This is a genomic window from Streptomyces erythrochromogenes (assembly GCF_036170895.1).
Classification (GTDB): Bacteria; Actinomycetota; Actinomycetes; order Streptomycetales; family Streptomycetaceae; genus Streptomyces; species Streptomyces erythrochromogenes.
Window position 1 is genome coordinate 21367 of sequence record NZ_CP108037.1, and the last position, 15147, is coordinate 36513.

The following is a 15147-nucleotide window of genomic DNA, read 5'->3' on the forward strand; positions in this document are numbered from 1 at the left end:
CATGCTTGGCTGCAGCGCTTTCATTCTCAACGGGTGCAACCATCGCTACGGCAGCCCCTCACGCCCCAGCGATGGCAGCGCAGGATGATTCCGGCAACGACCAGCCTGGGACCGACACCAGCAGTTCCGACACCGGCCAGCAGGACAGCAGCCACCCGCAGGGCACCGACACCGGCCAGCAGGACAGCAGCCACCCGCAGGGCACCGACACCAGCAACCAGCAGGGCACCAGCAAGACCGACCCGCAGCACGACGGCAACGGTCAGACCGACGGCACCGGCCTCCAGAATAGGAGGAGTGCCGAGCGCAAGTCCTCTTATTACAACCCCAATACGGGAAAGATCGAATTCCCCAACCTGCCGCAAACGAAACCGCCGAAAGAGAAAGACCTATACGTGTGCGTCGCTGGCGCCAGCTGTCGTGTCATGTCGCAACGCGAGTACAACGACATACAAGCGGCGGAGTACCTCCTTTGCGTTGTCAGCAGTAAATCGAAGACTGTCGGAGGGGTACTCCTGTCACTGGCCGTGTGTCGTGAACTCCCAGTTCCCGGGCATCACACACCGGGCGTTATTGAGATGCCAAACGAGCATGAAGGCGGCGGCGTTACATAACCCAGACCAGCACGCTTCCATTGGCGTTGCCGCAACGAATGATTGGTGCACGGCTGCTACAGCACCCCAAATAGGGCGTTGTCCTCCCACTGGTCCACCACTTCGAGGTAGCCCGCGAGGACCTTGGAGTGCGGGGCCCACCCGCCCTGCTTGGCGATGACGATCTGGTCGTGGCCCTTCATCCGCGACGACGTCGCGAGACCGCGGCGGGGCGAGTGTCCCGTGAAGCGGATCTCGATCCCGGCGCGGCGCGCTGCCCGGCACGGGTGATGACATCGCCCACGGACTCGGGCTGCAGCCCGCCGGCCATGACGGTGTTCCAGCGGGAGTGCAGGCGGCGCCACGCGGGCCCGTCGGGTCGGTGAGCCACGCGGTCCACGCCCGGACGGGGCAGATGGAGGGCCGTGTCCCGTACGGCACCGGCACCAGCCGCGGCGGGACCTTCGACACGCGCAGGTCGGCCTGGATCCCTTCGGCAGTGGCGGCGTAGTCGCGGACGCGGGGTGGCGGCCAGCTCGTGCTCGCGGCCGGCGACGGCGAAGTGCATGAGGACCAGGGCGCCGGTCGGGGATACCGCGGAGTTGTCGGGGCAGGCGGCGCTGATCGCGATGAGGTGGTCCACGAGGAGCGGGGCGGCCTGGCCGCGGCCGCGCTTCTCGGCGCTCTTCTCCATCTCCTTGGCCGATCTCGTCGTCGGCGACGGCCGACAGGGGCCGGCCCTCGCCGAGCGCGGGGACGACCTTGCCGCCTACCGGCCTGCGGGACGCCCGTGGTCTGCCCGCGGCGCCGGCCTTCAGCTCCCCGGTAAGGAGGCCGCCTCGCCGTCGGCGACCCGGCTCAGCTTTTGATCATGTGGCGATTGGGCGCGGCTCGAACACGCTGCGGCGACGCCGGTACCGGTCTTCCTCTTCCCACAGCGTGCGCAGGTTCTCCGGGTCTTCACCGCAAACCTGCGCGAAGCGCCTGGTCAGTTCCCAGGAGGGGAACTTGACCCCGCACAGGACCCGGGACAGGTAGGAGGCGGACACGGGCACGGAGGCGCCGATCACACGCAAGGGCATCCCCGAGGCCCGCTGAATCCGGGAAAGCGCCGGCGCGAGAGGCCGCGGGCCGCCCGTCGGGCGCGGTTCCTCCTCCACCAGCTGGGCCTGCATGAAGATCTCCCCCATCGCGTACAGCCGTTCAGTGCGCTGCGACACGGCGAGGTCCACCTGCCGCTTGGCGCGTTGGGGGTGGAACCGGCGCCGTGCGCTGTCCACTCCCACTCCCAGGGCTTTGCTGATGGCGCGCCAGGAGAAGTGCCGGCTACGCGCCCGGCCGACCACCCCTTGGGTGAGGAGGTCGAGTTGCTTCTCGATCCGCGCGGCGGCCTGGATGGCGTCGAGGGGATCCGCCGGGTCGGAGAGGAGGCGCACGAAGTGGCGCACCTCGTCCTGCATGTCCAAGGCCAGTTCCAGCAAGGCGGTGCTGTTGTCGTCCGACCCCATCCGGTGGGTCTTCTTGCCTCGGGCTCGGTAGGACCCCTGGCGGCACGAAGCCGAGCAGTACTTCGCGGGGCGGCCGGGGCCGTTGTAGGTGGCCATGTAGACCCCGCAATGGGGGCAGGTCAGGCCGGTGCCGATGTACTCGAGATCGTCGAGGTCATGGTTGGTCACGAAGAAGCTCCCTGCCACCCGGCAAAACCAGCAGAATTGAGTTTCGTCATCCAAATACGTAACGCGATGTGTTGGGTACCCGTCGGGAAGAGTGACGAAAAAACGGGAGACCGGGCGTGCCCAAATCGGATACGCCCGGCCGGACTACATCAGCTGAATCCCAGCGCTGACGGCAGCAGGACCGCAGTCAGCGAAGCAAAAGACGAGGTCAGAGCCGGAATCCACAACTGCGGCGACGACCAGCCCAGCGCGCACGCGCAACCCCGGATCACGATGATCGGGTCATGCGGATGCGCAACGAAACTGGTCTTCACCGCTGTGAACCGGTTCATCTCCCTGTTGCGCTGGTCACGCTGGCCACCAATCTTCCGGAGTAGACCCGTAGGGTTGATGACCTGGGGAAAGCGGCGGAGACGCCGACGAACCCAGGGACGAACGAGGGGCTTCATCTGATTCCTTCGTTTTCCAGTAGAGGCGTGGCCCCTCGCCAGGTGCTCGCAACACCTGGAATACCGGGGGGCTCACGCTGAGCGTAGCGCCGCCACCGAGGTCCGATGCGCCCTCTTTTGCACCCATTTTTCGGGTGCTAATCCGGCTAAATCGCAGCAATTCGCGGATTGCTCGGATGATGTTCGACGCTGGATTCCCTTATTTCGCCACGCGCACGCCTGGTCTGTGGTATTTGCTATGCCTACGCTGCTTGAGCCCTGGCGTCAGAAGCTTCCGCCCACGTGGTGCAGGGGACAGTGGACGGCACGCGGGACCTACTCCGCACGCCCGGCCCGGTCTCGTCCGCAACCAGCTGCCTGCGTCGGGCCCATGTCCGGGCACCGGACTCACGCGGTGGCGGAGTTCCCTCGGCAAGGGTTGAGCCCGCCAGGCGGTGGTGAAGGGGGGCACCCAGCACACGCCAGCCAGCTCGGGAGACATCGTCCACCGGGCCAGCGTGCAGCAATCGAGTCAGGTCAGGCCAGCGGAGGCGTTGTCGTCCCAGCCGTCGTCGCGCTGCATGTAGCCGAGCATGGAGCGGGAGTGGCGGGCCCAGCCGCCCTGGTCGGCGATGGCGATGGTGTCCTTGCCCTTCCGGCGGCCGGTGGAGGCGAGTCCGATGCGCAGAGAGTGGCCGGTCCAGGAGATCGGCACGCCGGCCCGGGTGGAGATGCGCTTGACGGCGCGGGTGACGGAGTCGGGGACCAGGCCGCCGGTGATGTGGCCGTGCTGGTCGATGCCGACGAAGGCGGGGGTGGAGGGGTCGGTCCAGCGCGTGCCGTGCTCGGCGACCAGGCGCTCGCGGTAGGCGGTGTAGGCGCGGACCGGGCAGATCTCCGGGTCCTGGGCGTAGCCGATCTTGGCGTTGCGGACGGAGTGCTTGGTCTTGCCGGTGAGCACGGCGACGATGAGGCCGCGCGGGTGCAGGGTGATGTCGCCGCTCTGGAGGCCGGCGGGGTCCTGGGCGCGGGAGGCGTAGTGGAAGCCGGTGAGGACGAGCGCCTTGTCGCGGTCGCCGGTGAGGGTGTCGGGGCAAGAGCGGGCGACGGCGTACAGCCCGTCAATGTCGGCGCCGACGGCCTGGCCGCGGCCGCGCCGCTGGCCGGCCTGCAGGAGTTTGACCTCCAGTCCGGCCAGGGCCTTGCGGGCGGCGGCCTGGTCGTCGCCGCTGACGGCGGCGCCGCGCTGGCGCAGGCCGATGACGACGGCGGCGAGGTGGGTGTCGGCGGAGTTCGGGGCGTAGCCGGTCCCGTTCTGTCGGCCCTCGCGCAGCATCCAGGCCACGAAGGCGACCAGCGCGCCGCGGGATCCCTCCCGCTCCGGCAGGCCGGTGGCGGCGCAGAACCGGGTCCACACCCTCCAGCTCTTGGCGTAGGTGTCAACGGTGTTGTCCGGGGTGATCTCGGCGGCGACCGCGTCGGCCAGGTCCTCGGCCTCGGCCAGGCGGCGGGCGGCATCAACGCCGTGGCGTTCGGCCCACCGCTCGATGAGGGCCTGTCGTTCGGTCGGGGCGGGAGTCGGGAGCTCGATCTCCGTGGTCATCCGGACTCCTCGCTGAACCCGGAGTCCTCGGGGCCCTCGTACTGCGGCTCGTCCTCGGGCTCCCACGAGTCTTCGCACGACCTGCACCATGGCGAGGCACCCACGCCCGAGACGTCGATCTGTCGCCCGCAGCCCTCACAGGGTGCGACCTCCTCGATGATGCGTGGGCAGGCGAAGCAGAAGTAGACGGGCTCCGGTTCGCTGCGCACCCGAACGTCGGTACCGAGCGTCTCCTGGTCGCACCGGGGGCAGACGTTGGCATCCGACGGCTTGCCGTGCCTGTCCCAAGACGCAGGGACCCAGCGGTCGAGGAGGACATCGAGGCCGAAGACGCCGGAGCAGAATCGGCAGGTGGAGAAGACTCCCTGGGCGGCCGGCAGGGTCGGAGGAGCCTCGTCCAGGACCAGCGTCACCTTTTCGCAGGCGGGGCACTCGACGGTGATGTTCTCAAGGCGTTCGTCGCGCAGCTCGCCGCCGATCCGGTTCATCCGCTTCTCAACGTAGGAGTTGATGTTACCCAGCCCCTCGCGGAGGCTCCCGAGGCTGCGCTTCGTCTCTTGTTGCTCCTCGGGGCCGAGGTAGGGCATCAGCTGGGTGTCGACGAAGCGGATGAGGAAGTCGAGCACCTCGCCAGCACGCGCCTCGACCGCAAAGGCGTTCTGGGTCAGGCCGAAGTGCTGGAGCTTGTTGCGGTCCTCAGTCAGCTTCTTGAGCGCCTTCCCCTCCTTGTCGGAGATGGGGACGCCAACGATGTTCCGCAGCCGGGCGACGGCCTGGTCGGGCGTGACGCTCTTGAGCGTGGCCTCGTCCAGCTCCTTGCGGGTGGCGTCGCCGGGGTGGGTGAAGACGAGGGTCCAGTGCTCGGCGAGCAGGCGGGCCTTGAACAGGATCTCGACCGCGGCCTGGAGGTGGAGGACGGCGTACTTCACGCCCCGGGGCGTCACCTCGGACTCGGTCTCGTCCAGGTGCTCGACGACGCTGGCCAGGTAGTCGAGCCCGTTGCGGACCGGCGGGAAGTCGAGCTGCGGCGGGGCCGAGGTCCGCGGCCCGGGCGCCGCCCGCTCCCTCCGCCGGCCCGGGACGCCCCAGACCGCCGTCGCGGCCATGCGCAGCAGTTCGTAATCGTTCGTCAGTGCAGCCACCCCCCCGAACCAACCGACGCCCGTTTCATCCCTGTTGTCGCGTCGGATAAGGAGAGCTTATCCGACGCGATACCCCTCCGGAGCAGGTTTCTGGATCATTCGCTATCAATGCGGAGGAAAAGCCGAACCGAGGGCACGGACTCACTCGGCGGCCCGAGAATGGGAGAACTCACGCCGCCCTACACGGCGCGGGAAGGCACGCATTGCCCTGGAACGGAACACGCCGGACCAGCGACCTCACCCCGCCTGGCGAGCCGGAGGCGGAGTGCCGAACATCCGGATACGACACGCGTACGAGGAGTACGGCGCGGGTCCGGCTCCTTGCGCGCCGGACTGCCCATGTACGCCGAGATTGTCGCCCTCCTGCGCGCCACCCTCCCCGAATTCCTCGGCAGCCTCAGCGCCGCCCTCGCCATCACGGCTGGCAGCTGGACCGTGCGCCGGTCCCGGAATTCCAGCCGCAGCGAACCAACGGGAGAGCGGCAAGCCGACACCGACCTCGCCGGCCCGGTCACGCCTCCGGAGGGACACGACGCGCAATAGCCCGGCCACCCGCCTGGCACGACTCGCTGCCGCCACCGACATGAGCCGACCGGCACCCCGGCACCGGCACGGTCAGCGCTTCGACAACAACGACGCCAGCAGCAGCGCGAAGCGTCCCCGCCGCAAGCCGGTCACCCTTATCGGATGAGGCTACGGAGAACCGGGGTGCTGGCTCCGGCTCCAGTCAGTCCGGCGATGACGGCGGCGGCAACGGAGGTGCCGGTGAGGAAGGTTAGGCCGCCGATGACGAGGCCGATCATCAGGGCGGTGAGCAGCACGACGGTGGTGTGCAGGGACAGGAACGGCTGGGCGCCAGATTCGTGCAGTGACGGGGCGGCGGGCTGTGGGTTCTGTGATGCGGTCATGTATCGACTGTGCAACCCCAAGGGCTTTGACCTGGGCATATCGAACAACCCCGGAGAATCCTGATCAGCGAACCAGCATCGCCGTACAGCTGCTGCACGCGACCGAACGGCCTCTACTCGCTCAACGCTGTTCGGGCATGTTCCGGGAAGTTCAGTCTTGTCCCGCCCCGGGCGTCTAGCGTGGCTTCCGACGAGCGGTGGGGTTGCAGAGCGGAGCGGGCAGGGGCGGCGTGGGCACATACGAGGAGCTGTTGCAGGAGCAGGCGCAGTGCCTGACACGGCTGAAGGCACAGCGAGGCAACCCGTCGCTGAGGGTGATCGAAGCCCGCGCGAAGAAGCTGTTCGCTGACGAGAAGGTGTCCTTGCCGCCCGCTACGCAGAGCACCGCTTTCGGCGGGGGCTATCTGAGCCAGGACAAGCTGATCTGGCTTGTGCGGACTCTGCTGTCGTGGGACAGGTTCGGCAGGGAGTGCGATCCGCCGGCGTACGGGGAGCCCGTGCTAGACGAGTGGTATGACCGGTGGACGGGTATCGCCACTGCGAAGCAGGCACGCCGCCGGAAGGCCGCAGAACCACCGACTAGCTCGGGCGTCGAGATCGCGGAGGGCGAGGTACCACTGGCTCCTTCCGCGCCTACACCGGCTGTTGAGGCAGTAACCGGCGACCCGCTCACCGAACCCGCTCTCCGCGCTCACGCCGTGGCGTTCTCCCCGGACGGCAGTTATCTCGCCACCACCAGCGAGGACGGCACGGTCCGGTTCTGGGACCCGGTCACCCGCCGATCCATCGGCGCCCCTCTCACCATCGGCCACGGCCAGGCAGTCCCCACCTCCGATCGCGATGGTCCCTTCGACGGTGTGCCGGAGCATCTCCAACTGCCGCTGCAGGAGTGGGTGGCGTACGCACTGGACTCCGAAAGTCTGGTCGACCACCTCGATGAGGACCGGGCAGAACGCACCATCTGCCTTCGGCTACGCCTAGTCGCCAAGGTTGATGAAAAGAACCGGGGCGGATCGAAGTACCACCGCGCCTTGACCACAACCGTCGGCACCCAGCTGCTCGACGTGGTCGATGCGGTACTCGCCTACAAGGCCGAGCGCGGAGTATCCGATCAGGATGACATCCGCCTGCTGACGGACATCCTGGACGCGGCAGGGTCGGCCTACCGCGTGGCCGAGGCAGGGGACGGTCTGGAACAACGCGTCACCCCTACCGTCCGCGACGCCGTCCGCCAGACGATCACGAGCGCGGCACCAGTTCCCGCCGCCAGGTCGGCCGCCAACCACCTGGCAAGTGCGTGGCAGGCGGCGCACGGGCGTAGTCCAGATCCTGTGAGGGCCTACGGCGAGTCCATCAAGGCGGTCGAGGCGGCCGCGCACTCCATCATCCAGCCCAACAACGACAAGGCGACCCTCGGCACCATGCTGGGCGAGATCAGGAACGCCCGGCACAAGTTCGCCACGGCCCTGTTCGTCCCTGCTGGCGGCGGCGCCCCGATCGCGCCGACGGAAGCGATGATGCGGGCGCTGTGGGAGGGGCAGACCTCCCGGCACGGAGCCCAGAGCCAGACCGTGCCCGAGACCCTGGAAGCGGCCCGGGCCGGAGTCCACCTTGCTGCGACGCTGGTTCAGTGGTTCGTCTCCGGCGCCGTCGTCCGCACGCCCTGAACCGAAACGCGGCGGCCCTGACCTTGCGGCCCGACGCGCCGCGACACCAGGCTCCGGAACCGGGGGAGGACGCTGCTGGGCGGCGGGGCGGGATGGAGGCCAGCGGCCGCCTGCGCACGCGCGGTAGAGCCCGTTGGGAACGCCCGCGCTCCATCGTCCGCTTCCGCGGGACAGCGGCCGCAGCAGCAACCTCTACTTGGTACCGAAGTGGGGCGCGGTCCAGGGGAACAGGTCGAAGAGCAGCAGAACCGACCAGGTCAGGTAGATGACAGCAGCCACGATGGCTGCTGGTTTGGCCGGGACCTTCATCAACCTCAGCCCCCCGTACATCGGTGCGAGGCAGAACGCGATGGCCACAACCGGGTCGGCCCACCCTGCTCCGCTGTCTCGTCTGGCTGCTACGTCCTGGCCGATCAAGTACGTCCAGAAGGCGAGTGCCACCACGGCCAGGCCCCCGCTCAGCCGGAGAGCGAGCAGCACCTCCGCGCGAGATTCTGCGGTGCCGACCAGCCATGAAGGGGGCCGGCTCAGGGTGCCGACGCGTGTCCGGGTGACACCGTTGGTACCCGCGCCCTTCGGCTGCGAGCTGCGGCTCGTGGCCTCACGAGCGGCTGTGGTGGGCGCCGCCGAGTCCACCACTTCCACCAGCCCGAGCCAGAGGGCCGCCCGGGTGCCCCACCACAGGTTCCGGGTCGCCGGGGCCGCACGTGCTGCGTCCACGGCTGCGTCTCCAGGAACCGATCGCAGGGCAGGCGACTGTGGTGCTCGCGTCGGAAAGTCCGCGGCCGTCCGCTCCGCGTCAGTGCTGGTGAGAGGCTTGTCCAACACCATTTTGGACACGAGTTGGACGGTTTCAGGGGAGTCGGGGACAGCTGGGGCGGCCTCGTCGCGGCCGGTGGGGTGCTCCGTGGTCTGCGAGACGGCCTGCTCGGTGTTGGACAGGGATTGGACAGGGTTCTCGGCGACAGGGAGTTGCTGTGGTGCGGCGTCGTCGGGGCTCGTGGGGGTGGGCTGGAGGTCTTCCTCGATGAGTGCCTCGTCGTGCAGGCCTTCGGCGGTGATGTGCTCCAGGCGCGCTTCGAAGCCGGAGTCGTCCACCGCCTCGGCGGTCTCGGTGCGGACTGGTTCGAGGGAGCCGGGGGCGACGACCACGAGGTCCTGGGCCTCGCGTTCCAGCCGGCTGATCTCCTCCTGCGCGACCAGGGCTTCGGCCATCCAGAACTCCTGCTGCTCCTCCGCCGTCATCCGGCGGGTGCGGGCCCCTTCCTGCTGGACGTGGACCCGGCTGAGGCGTTCCTTGGCCTGGCCGAGCTGTCGTTCCACCCGGGCCTGCTCGCGTTCTCCGCCGAGCTTCAGCTGGAGCTCGGCGTTCTCCAGCCGGCTCTGGGTGTAGGCGAGCATGGGCCGCAGCTCGGCGAGGTGCTTCTCCGCGTTCGCCGCGAGCGCCTGGTATTTGATGACCTGCTGGAGTGCGTCGTCGCGCCGCTGGTGCTGGCGCACCAGCTCACCGCCGCCCGGTGTCCGGCCGGTGTGGCGTTCGGCGGCGGCCGCGTTCCACAGCTCGAGCGCCTGGACCGAAGCGGCGCTGCGGCTGGTGCCGGGTGAGGTGAAGGCCTCCACCAGCTTCCCGAGCAGGGGCTTGGGGATGAGCTGCGCGCCGTTGAGGTAGTTGCCCCAGCTGGAGCTGCTCCTGCCGAACCGGTCGGCCAGGTCCCGCACCGTTGTACCCCGGGTCAACGCCACCACGTACAGGGCGAGCCGGCCGGCCGCCGTCTCCTCGTCGATCTCACGTTGCGGGGACACCGCGCCCCTCTCCCACCCTGCCGTCCAACCCTGACCATCCGTTGACCACGCCCGAACCCCCTCCCACCAGGCACAACGCCTTCTCCTCACCCCCTGGACAGTCCCGGTGCGGTGAATCTCTCCTCACCGCAACCGGCTCTGCCACCAGGGGAGAACGCCATGAGCCTGTCCACGCTGTACGCATTCCTCGGCCACGACCTCCTCGGCGACGTCGTCGCCGCGGTCCTCGTCGCCGGGACCGGATACCTAGCCAAGAAGATCCGGAGCAAGGCCCGCAACCGGAACGACGGAACTGACCAGCCCCGCTCGTAACCGGAGCACCCCCGCCTGCTGAGTCCGCGACGTCACGCCGCCCGGGGACGCCTTCGAGCGTTCCGGGCGGCGGTTCGACTGCCACGTCCCATCGGGCCCGACGGGAGAAGACGGTCCACGGCCGCCCAACCAGGCGCTGCTGCGGGGTTGCCACTCTCCCGGGTGAACGTGAGGGGCCCGGGGGGAGAAGTGGGGGGTGCGCGTCGTCTGGGGGGCGAGGACGCGGGGTCCGCGTCCTCGTGTCCCACAGATCATGGAGATCCACGAGATGACGCTGTCGGAGTCGACCGGGTATGCCCCGGCCGTCGTGAGCGCGGTGCCCGCGCTGGGCAGGGTGATGCGTCCGAGCCGGCGAGGGGCCGGTCGCCGAAAGTCCCCTGGGGCGGATGCCGCTGAGGATCTGGGTGGCGACACCGTCTCGGCCCGCACTCTCGGTGCGGGCACGGCCGCGGCCATCGCGGTGGTGCCGGGTGCGGCCGGCACCGGTCCGGGCGGGGAGCGGGGCCCGTGGTAGGCGAGCAGGCCTCGGAGGAGGTGGTGGTGCTGGCCGTGGACGTCGCGCAGCGGCTGTACGAGGCATACGCGTCGTTCATGGAGACGGAGCCCTACGAGCTGCGTCGGGAATTTCGGACGCTGCCGCTGGCGACGTGTCAGGACGTGGCGCAGGAGGCGTATCTGAAGGTGGGCCGTGCCGCCGCGGAGGGGAAGCTGGACGCGGACACGGACGTGATGGCGTACCTGCACAAGGCCGCGCGCAACCTGGCGGTGGACAAGTACCGCCGGCAGAAGCGGTTGCGGCGGCACAGCGTACTGATGGGCGGGGACGCGCTGGACGTGCTCCCTGCGCGGCGGACGCTGGCGCAGGAGGACCGCGAGGTTCTGCAGGAGGTCGTGATCCCGCAGATTCGGAGCATGCGCGACAGCCAGCGCCGGCGGGTGGTGGAGCTGCAGAGCCGCGGGCTGAGCGATCGCGAGATCGCGCTCCTGATGGAGATATCGGTGGAGCGGCTTCACAACCTGCGGAACAAGGCCGTCACGCATCTAAGGGGCAAGCTCGCTGGGCATATTCGGGACGAGTACCGCAAAACGAAGAAGAGCAGCGGGGAGAAGGACAGGTGACGGATGTGAGCAGGTACGAAGGCCCCTCCGGCGGGGCCCAGGGCCCGGATCCGGTGGTCCCGGCCGGGCTCGCGGACCTGCTGGACCAACTCGCCGGGCCAAAGGACGTCTGGGATCGGCCCGACGGTGACTTCGGGCCGCTGGACGGCTCGTACGGGCTGAGCCAGGAGGAACGAGAGCACGCCAACTCGATGTACCGGGTCGGCTCGAAGGCTCTCGTCCGCGGCGACCTGCTGCGGGCGGCGAACTGGCTGGGCTCGGCGGCCGAAGCCGGGCACCCCGGGGCGATGTTCCGCATGGCCGCGCTGACCGGGCGCGCCGGCGGAGCGGTGGACGATGTGCGGTTCCTGGTCGCGGAGGCGGCCCGACACGGGCACGTGGATGCCGAGCGGCTGCTGGCCGGGACGGTCGGGCGCAGGATCAGCGGCACGTGGACGATGCAGGACCCGGAGTTTTTCGACGAAGTCCGGATCGGGTTGGGCAAGCCGCTCGTCCTGCACACCGGCCACGGCGACGAGAACCCCGGCGGTGCGGGCGGGAGTCCGAGCCGGGCGGACGGTCCGCGGCTCGTCCTGCTGCCCCAGACCCGCGTCGAGCAGCCCGGCCCGCGGCGTGTGCCCAGGGGCCCGGCCCGACTCAGGCCGGTCCCGGCAAGCAGCACCGCCCGCACGGCGGCCGCCCAGGCGCCGATCGCGCAGCCCGACTCGGCAGAACTGGGCAGGCCGGACGCTGCCACGCCGCCCACGCACCGGGAGGCGGAAGCGCGCGACGGGGGCGACGGGGCCTGGGCGGTGGGAGTGCTGCGGCCGGCGGCGCTGACGGAGATGTCCAGGAGCTGTCTCGTGCCCGCCGACACCGCGCAGCAGTGGAAGGCCGCCGTCCGTGCGCTGGACCTGCTACTCCACATCGAGGCGCAGGGCATCGCCAGCCGGACGCTCCGGCGCCGGGCGCAGCTGTCGGCAGCCGCGCTCGACTTACTGCTGGGGCTGCTGCGCAGCCAGCAGTTGGTCACCACCGTCTCCGGCGTCCACTTCCCCGGCCCCGTCCTGGCCATGGCCCGCCGCGGCGACCCGCCAGAACGGTTCGTCCAGCAGTCCCTGGACCGGCTGCGCGACCTGACCCGGGCGGCGATCTACATCAGCGCCTATGCCGGCGGGCAAGTCGTCGTGCCGCACTACTCCGAAGGGCCGCTGGCACCCGGGGTGCAGCAGTGGGTGGACTTCCGCGACACCGCGCACGCCAGCGCCAATGGCAAGGCACTGCTGTCCCAGCTCACCTTCGAAGGGCGGATGGACCACCTGACCCGACACCAGCAGATCAAGCTCACCGACCACACCATCACCACCTCCCGCGAGCTGTTCGACGCCCTCGACGGCGGCGGCCCCCACGCCGCGCAGTACGACTACCGCGAGTACTCCCGGCGCAACGTGTGCGTCGCCTACTCCGTCGGCACCCCCGGCAAGGCCACCTGCGTGGCCCTGTCCCTGCCCTCCGGCGAGGAACACCGCCTCCGGCAGGCCGCACGAGTCCTGCGGGCCCACTCCGCCGGACTCCTTGTGTCCCTGCTGCTCGCCGAACAGGCCAGCAGCCGCCCTCCCCTGTCCCTGCCGGGCCACGCGCCTCTGGAAGGAGTCGGCGCGCAGGTCCGCCTCCCAGCCCGCCGCTAAAGCGGCAGGCCGGGGGTGGGCGGGCACCCCTTTCTCCAGTGCCCGCCCACCCCCAGCACACCGCCGCCACGGCCGGCCTCTGCCGAGGCGACGGCAGAGCACAGTGCCGCCCAGCAGCCCGCTTCGACGCACCCGGCAACCGCCGCTCCAAGCGCCGAGCTGCGGCGTCATGCCCGAGCAGCCTCTCCACGCCCGCGCGCACGGGACCGTCAGCGTGCCCTCCGGACGCCCGGAACCCACAAGAGCCGCGCCTGCTCACCCACCAGATCCACTCCCAACGAACACCCCTGCGAGGTACAGCGTGTCCCTGACCACCCCACCGCCGACCACCCCGCCTCCCCCCACTCCAGCCGGCCCACAGGAAGGGGGCGCTCCTGCCCCGAACCCGTCGAAGACCGTCAAGGTCATGGCGATCCTCATCGCCGTCCTCTCCGGGACGCTCGGCGCGCTCCTCGCCTTCATGCTCACGCGACACCTCGGCGCGAGCGAGCTCGTCGCGATTGGCTCGGCCGGTGCCACCTTCCTCGGCGTCTCCGCAACGGTGAAGTACATCGAGGAGAAGCTCGGCCTCCTGTAGCCGCTCCCCGGCGGGCCTCAACTCCCCAGGCGTGCTTCGGCGGCCCGGAGCAGCGGCTGGACCCGACCGTGCAGGGCCCTCCTCCGGACCTACCAGGTACACGGCCAGCCAGTCGCGCCCCCGGCCAGACCGGCCACCAGGATGAAGAACCGGGGCCGCTTACATCAGGGGAGGAAAGCCGCACGTGTAGTGGAACGTGTCGTCGTCGTCCGGATCGACAGTGGGGGCGCTCTGCACGCCGCGCGCTGCCAGAAGGATGATCCCGATCGCGAGCAGGGAGACTCCGGCGCCGAGACACCACGCTACCCCGGCTGTCGGGCGGGTGTGCGATGTCGGGCCGCCGGGGTGCATGAACAGCCCGGCCAGCAGGAGCAGCAGGCCGAGTGCGGCGGTGGCCGCGAAGGCGCGCTTCAGCCCGTCGGGGCTGTCCGTCGGATCCGGCTCCGGCTGGGCCGCGGCCGTCGGCGAGGCCGGTTTGCTGATGCCGCTGTCGAGCTGGGTTGCGCCCTGGGCAACTTGCGGCTGGCCAGCGTTTTCGCCGTTGTCCTGCGGGGCGGGGTGGCGGTCGAGGACCTGGCCGACGGTCAGCAGCGCCGGGGCGAGCATCCCGTCCTCGACGTGAGTGTCCTGGCCGGCTTCGGCTGCCGCGAGTTCCACCTGAAGGCCCACCAGGTCCTCGCGCAGCCGGGCGGAGTCCATGCTGAGCCGGTCGCGTTCCAGGCGCAGGGAAGTCGCCTCGGCGGCCGAATCCTCCAACAGGCCGCGGAGGGACTGGATCCTGCTCTCCTGCGTGCGCAGCTCCTCGCGGAGGCGCGCTTCCTCCTCTTGCCGGGCTTGGAGCTGCTGCTCGTGTTCGGCGCGTGCCTGGTCGAGCTGGACGTCGAAGGCGGTTCGGTCGCGCCGCCGGGCGTCCTGCTCCTCTTCGACCAGGGCACTCAGGCGGGCGGTCTCGCGTCGGTGGTCCTGTCGTTGCGTGCGGACCGCGTCCTCAGCCGTGGCGAGGGCCAGGCTCGTCGTCTCGTGCCGGACCAGGAGGTCGTCGTAGTCGGTCCGCTGCCGGCGGTGCTCGCCGAGCGCGTCCTCCAGCCGGGCCTGGACACGGTCATGGAGGAGGACGGTCTCCTCGTAGGCGTCCGCCATCACCAGGCGCTCGGCGAACCGCGGGTGCACCTCCCCAAGAGCCGCGGTGTGCAGGCGCAGCGACAGGGCCCGGACCTCCTCGCTCGCCCTGCAGAGCTGGATGATCGCCTCGACCGTGGAACGGCTGGGAAGCCGGTCCCCCGACAGGTTCTTCGACAGGGCCGAAGGGCTCAGGACCACACCTGGTGCGACGTGCTTACTGGCCAGGTCCGCGGCCTCGATCAGGGACCTCAGGTGCTCGACGAGCGCCAGCTTGTGCGGTCGGTTCTTGAAGACCTCGGGCTTCAAGGGGTTGAGCGGTCGGCGGGCCGGCCGGGTTTCCGCGCCGTCGGCTGTTTCGCCGCCGGTTCCCTCCTCGGCAACACCCGTCATGGCCGTTCTCCCAGTTGACAGCTACGGAAAGAAGATCGTTGCCCTTGGCGCAGCGGCTGCCGCGCCGGGACGCTCGAACCACATCCCGCCGCGCTGCCGCTCCAGCGGCACGTACGGCGGGTGGTGCCCTGCGACCTTCC

At 69.8% G+C, this 15147-nt stretch carries 15 protein-coding genes and 1 pseudogene; 7 read left to right on the forward strand and 9 right to left on the reverse strand.

The genetic code is table 11. The features are described 5' to 3' along the window. Positions 1 to 71 precede the first annotated feature (71 nt). Positions 72 to 614 (forward strand): hypothetical protein, encoded by a 543-nt coding sequence (locus tag OHA91_RS39370; protein WP_328741305.1) that lies wholly within the window; start codon positions 72 to 74, stop codon positions 612 to 614. A gap of 56 nt (positions 615 to 670) precedes the next feature. Here the strand turns inward: OHA91_RS39370 and OHA91_RS39375 are convergent, their stop codons facing one another. From OHA91_RS39375 to OHA91_RS39400, 6 genes are all read right to left on the reverse strand, one after another. Beyond that, a complete protein-coding gene (locus tag OHA91_RS39375) occupies positions 671 to 796 on the reverse strand; it encodes a hypothetical protein (RefSeq protein ID WP_328741306.1) in 126 nt (41 codons plus the stop codon). Next, a complete protein-coding gene (locus OHA91_RS39380; protein ID WP_328741307.1) occupies positions 793 to 1287 on the reverse strand; it encodes a hypothetical protein in 495 nt (164 codons plus the stop codon). Before OHA91_RS39380 ends, OHA91_RS39375 begins: the two co-directional genes overlap by 4 nt. A 175-nt stretch (positions 1288 to 1462) precedes the next feature. Beyond that, on the reverse strand, positions 1463 to 2269 hold the full coding sequence (locus OHA91_RS39385) for a helix-turn-helix domain-containing protein (protein WP_328741308.1): 807 nt from the start codon (positions 2267 to 2269) through the stop codon (positions 1463 to 1465). Positions 2270 to 2418: 149 nt separating this feature from the next. Next, entirely contained in the window at positions 2419 to 2601 is a 183-nt protein-coding gene (locus tag OHA91_RS39390) for a hypothetical protein (RefSeq protein ID WP_328741311.1), read from the reverse strand. A 628-nt stretch (positions 2602 to 3229) separates the two neighbouring features. Beyond that, positions 3230 to 4300 (reverse strand): site-specific integrase, encoded by a 1071-nt coding sequence (locus OHA91_RS39395; protein ID WP_328741313.1) that lies wholly within the window; start codon positions 4298 to 4300, stop codon positions 3230 to 3232. Beyond that, positions 4297 to 5442 carry a serine/arginine repetitive matrix protein 1 gene (locus tag OHA91_RS39400; RefSeq protein ID WP_328741314.1) on the reverse strand — a complete coding sequence of 382 codons (1146 nt, stop codon included), beginning with the start codon at positions 5440 to 5442 and terminating at the stop codon, positions 4297 to 4299. Before OHA91_RS39400 ends, OHA91_RS39395 begins: the two co-directional genes overlap by 4 nt. A gap of 339 nt (positions 5443 to 5781) precedes the next feature. Between OHA91_RS39400 and OHA91_RS39405 the strand changes: the two genes are divergently transcribed. Next, positions 5782 to 5985, forward strand: a complete 204-nt coding sequence (locus OHA91_RS39405) for a hypothetical protein (RefSeq protein ID WP_328741315.1) — start codon at positions 5782 to 5784, stop codon at positions 5983 to 5985. A 137-nt stretch (positions 5986 to 6122) separates the two neighbouring features. Here the strand turns inward: OHA91_RS39405 and OHA91_RS39410 are convergent, their stop codons facing one another. Next, positions 6123 to 6350: a hypothetical protein gene (locus OHA91_RS39410; RefSeq protein WP_328741316.1), complete on the reverse strand. Its 228-nt coding sequence runs from the start codon at positions 6348 to 6350 to the stop codon at positions 6123 to 6125. Positions 6351 to 7048: 698 nt separating this feature from the next. Here OHA91_RS39410 and OHA91_RS40020 point away from each other — a divergent pair. After that, positions 7049 to 7108: pseudogene (locus OHA91_RS40020) on the forward strand (WD40 repeat domain-containing protein); the annotation flags it as partial. Between the two features lie 1101 nt (positions 7109 to 8209). Here the strand turns inward: OHA91_RS40020 and OHA91_RS39420 are convergent. After that, on the reverse strand, positions 8210 to 9820 hold the full coding sequence (locus tag OHA91_RS39420; protein WP_328741318.1) for a hypothetical protein: 1611 nt from the start codon (positions 9818 to 9820) through the stop codon (positions 8210 to 8212). A gap of 159 nt (positions 9821 to 9979) precedes the next feature. Between OHA91_RS39420 and OHA91_RS39425 the strand changes: the two genes are divergently transcribed. The 4 genes from OHA91_RS39425 (at position 9980) to OHA91_RS39440 (ending at position 13495) form a co-directional block, all read left to right on the forward strand. Then, positions 9980 to 10132: a hypothetical protein gene (locus tag OHA91_RS39425; protein ID WP_328741319.1), complete on the forward strand. Its 153-nt coding sequence runs from the start codon at positions 9980 to 9982 to the stop codon at positions 10130 to 10132. A 507-nt stretch (positions 10133 to 10639) separates the two neighbouring features. Continuing rightward, on the forward strand, positions 10640 to 11251 hold the full coding sequence (locus OHA91_RS39430; RefSeq protein WP_328741321.1) for an RNA polymerase sigma factor: 612 nt from the start codon (positions 10640 to 10642) through the stop codon (positions 11249 to 11251). 5 nt (positions 11252 to 11256) lie between these two features. After that, positions 11257 to 12918: an IclR family transcriptional regulator domain-containing protein gene (locus tag OHA91_RS39435; RefSeq protein WP_328741322.1), complete on the forward strand. Its 1662-nt coding sequence runs from the start codon at positions 11257 to 11259 to the stop codon at positions 12916 to 12918. A gap of 406 nt (positions 12919 to 13324) precedes the next feature. Continuing rightward, positions 13325 to 13495 (forward strand): hypothetical protein, encoded by a 171-nt coding sequence (locus OHA91_RS39440; protein WP_159042588.1) that lies wholly within the window; start codon positions 13325 to 13327, stop codon positions 13493 to 13495. 159 nt (positions 13496 to 13654) lie between these two features. On the opposite strand, the gene OHA91_RS39445 is transcribed toward OHA91_RS39440, so the two are convergent. Continuing rightward, positions 13655 to 15007 (reverse strand): hypothetical protein, encoded by a 1353-nt coding sequence (locus OHA91_RS39445; RefSeq protein WP_328741325.1) that lies wholly within the window; start codon positions 15005 to 15007, stop codon positions 13655 to 13657. Positions 15008 to 15147 lie beyond the last annotated feature (140 nt).

Excerpts from the sequence above, each read along its gene's own strand:
- OHA91_RS39370 (WP_328741305.1), top strand. The coding sequence starts at position 72 with ATGGCAGCGCAGGATGATTCCGGCAACGACCAGCCTGGGACCGACACC.
- OHA91_RS39375 (WP_328741306.1), bottom strand. The coding sequence starts at position 796 with ATGAAGGGCCACGACCAGATCGTCATCGCCAAGCAGGGCGGGTGGGCC.
- OHA91_RS39380 (WP_328741307.1), bottom strand. The coding sequence starts at position 1,287 with ATGGAGAAGAGCGCCGAGAAGCGCGGCCGCGGCCAGGCCGCCCCGCTC.
- OHA91_RS39390 (WP_328741311.1), bottom strand. The coding sequence starts at position 2,601 with ATGAACCGGTTCACAGCGGTGAAGACCAGTTTCGTTGCGCATCCGCAT.
- OHA91_RS39395 (WP_328741313.1), bottom strand. The coding sequence starts at position 4,300 with ATGACCACGGAGATCGAGCTCCCGACTCCCGCCCCGACCGAACGACAG.
- OHA91_RS39405 (WP_328741315.1), top strand. The coding sequence starts at position 5,782 with ATGTACGCCGAGATTGTCGCCCTCCTGCGCGCCACCCTCCCCGAATTC.
- OHA91_RS39410 (WP_328741316.1), bottom strand. The coding sequence starts at position 6,350 with ATGACCGCATCACAGAACCCACAGCCCGCCGCCCCGTCACTGCACGAA.
- OHA91_RS39425 (WP_328741319.1), top strand. The coding sequence starts at position 9,980 with ATGAGCCTGTCCACGCTGTACGCATTCCTCGGCCACGACCTCCTCGGC.
- OHA91_RS39440 (WP_159042588.1), top strand. The coding sequence starts at position 13,325 with ATGGCGATCCTCATCGCCGTCCTCTCCGGGACGCTCGGCGCGCTCCTC.
- OHA91_RS39445 (WP_328741325.1), bottom strand. The coding sequence starts at position 15,007 with ATGACGGGTGTTGCCGAGGAGGGAACCGGCGGCGAAACAGCCGACGGC.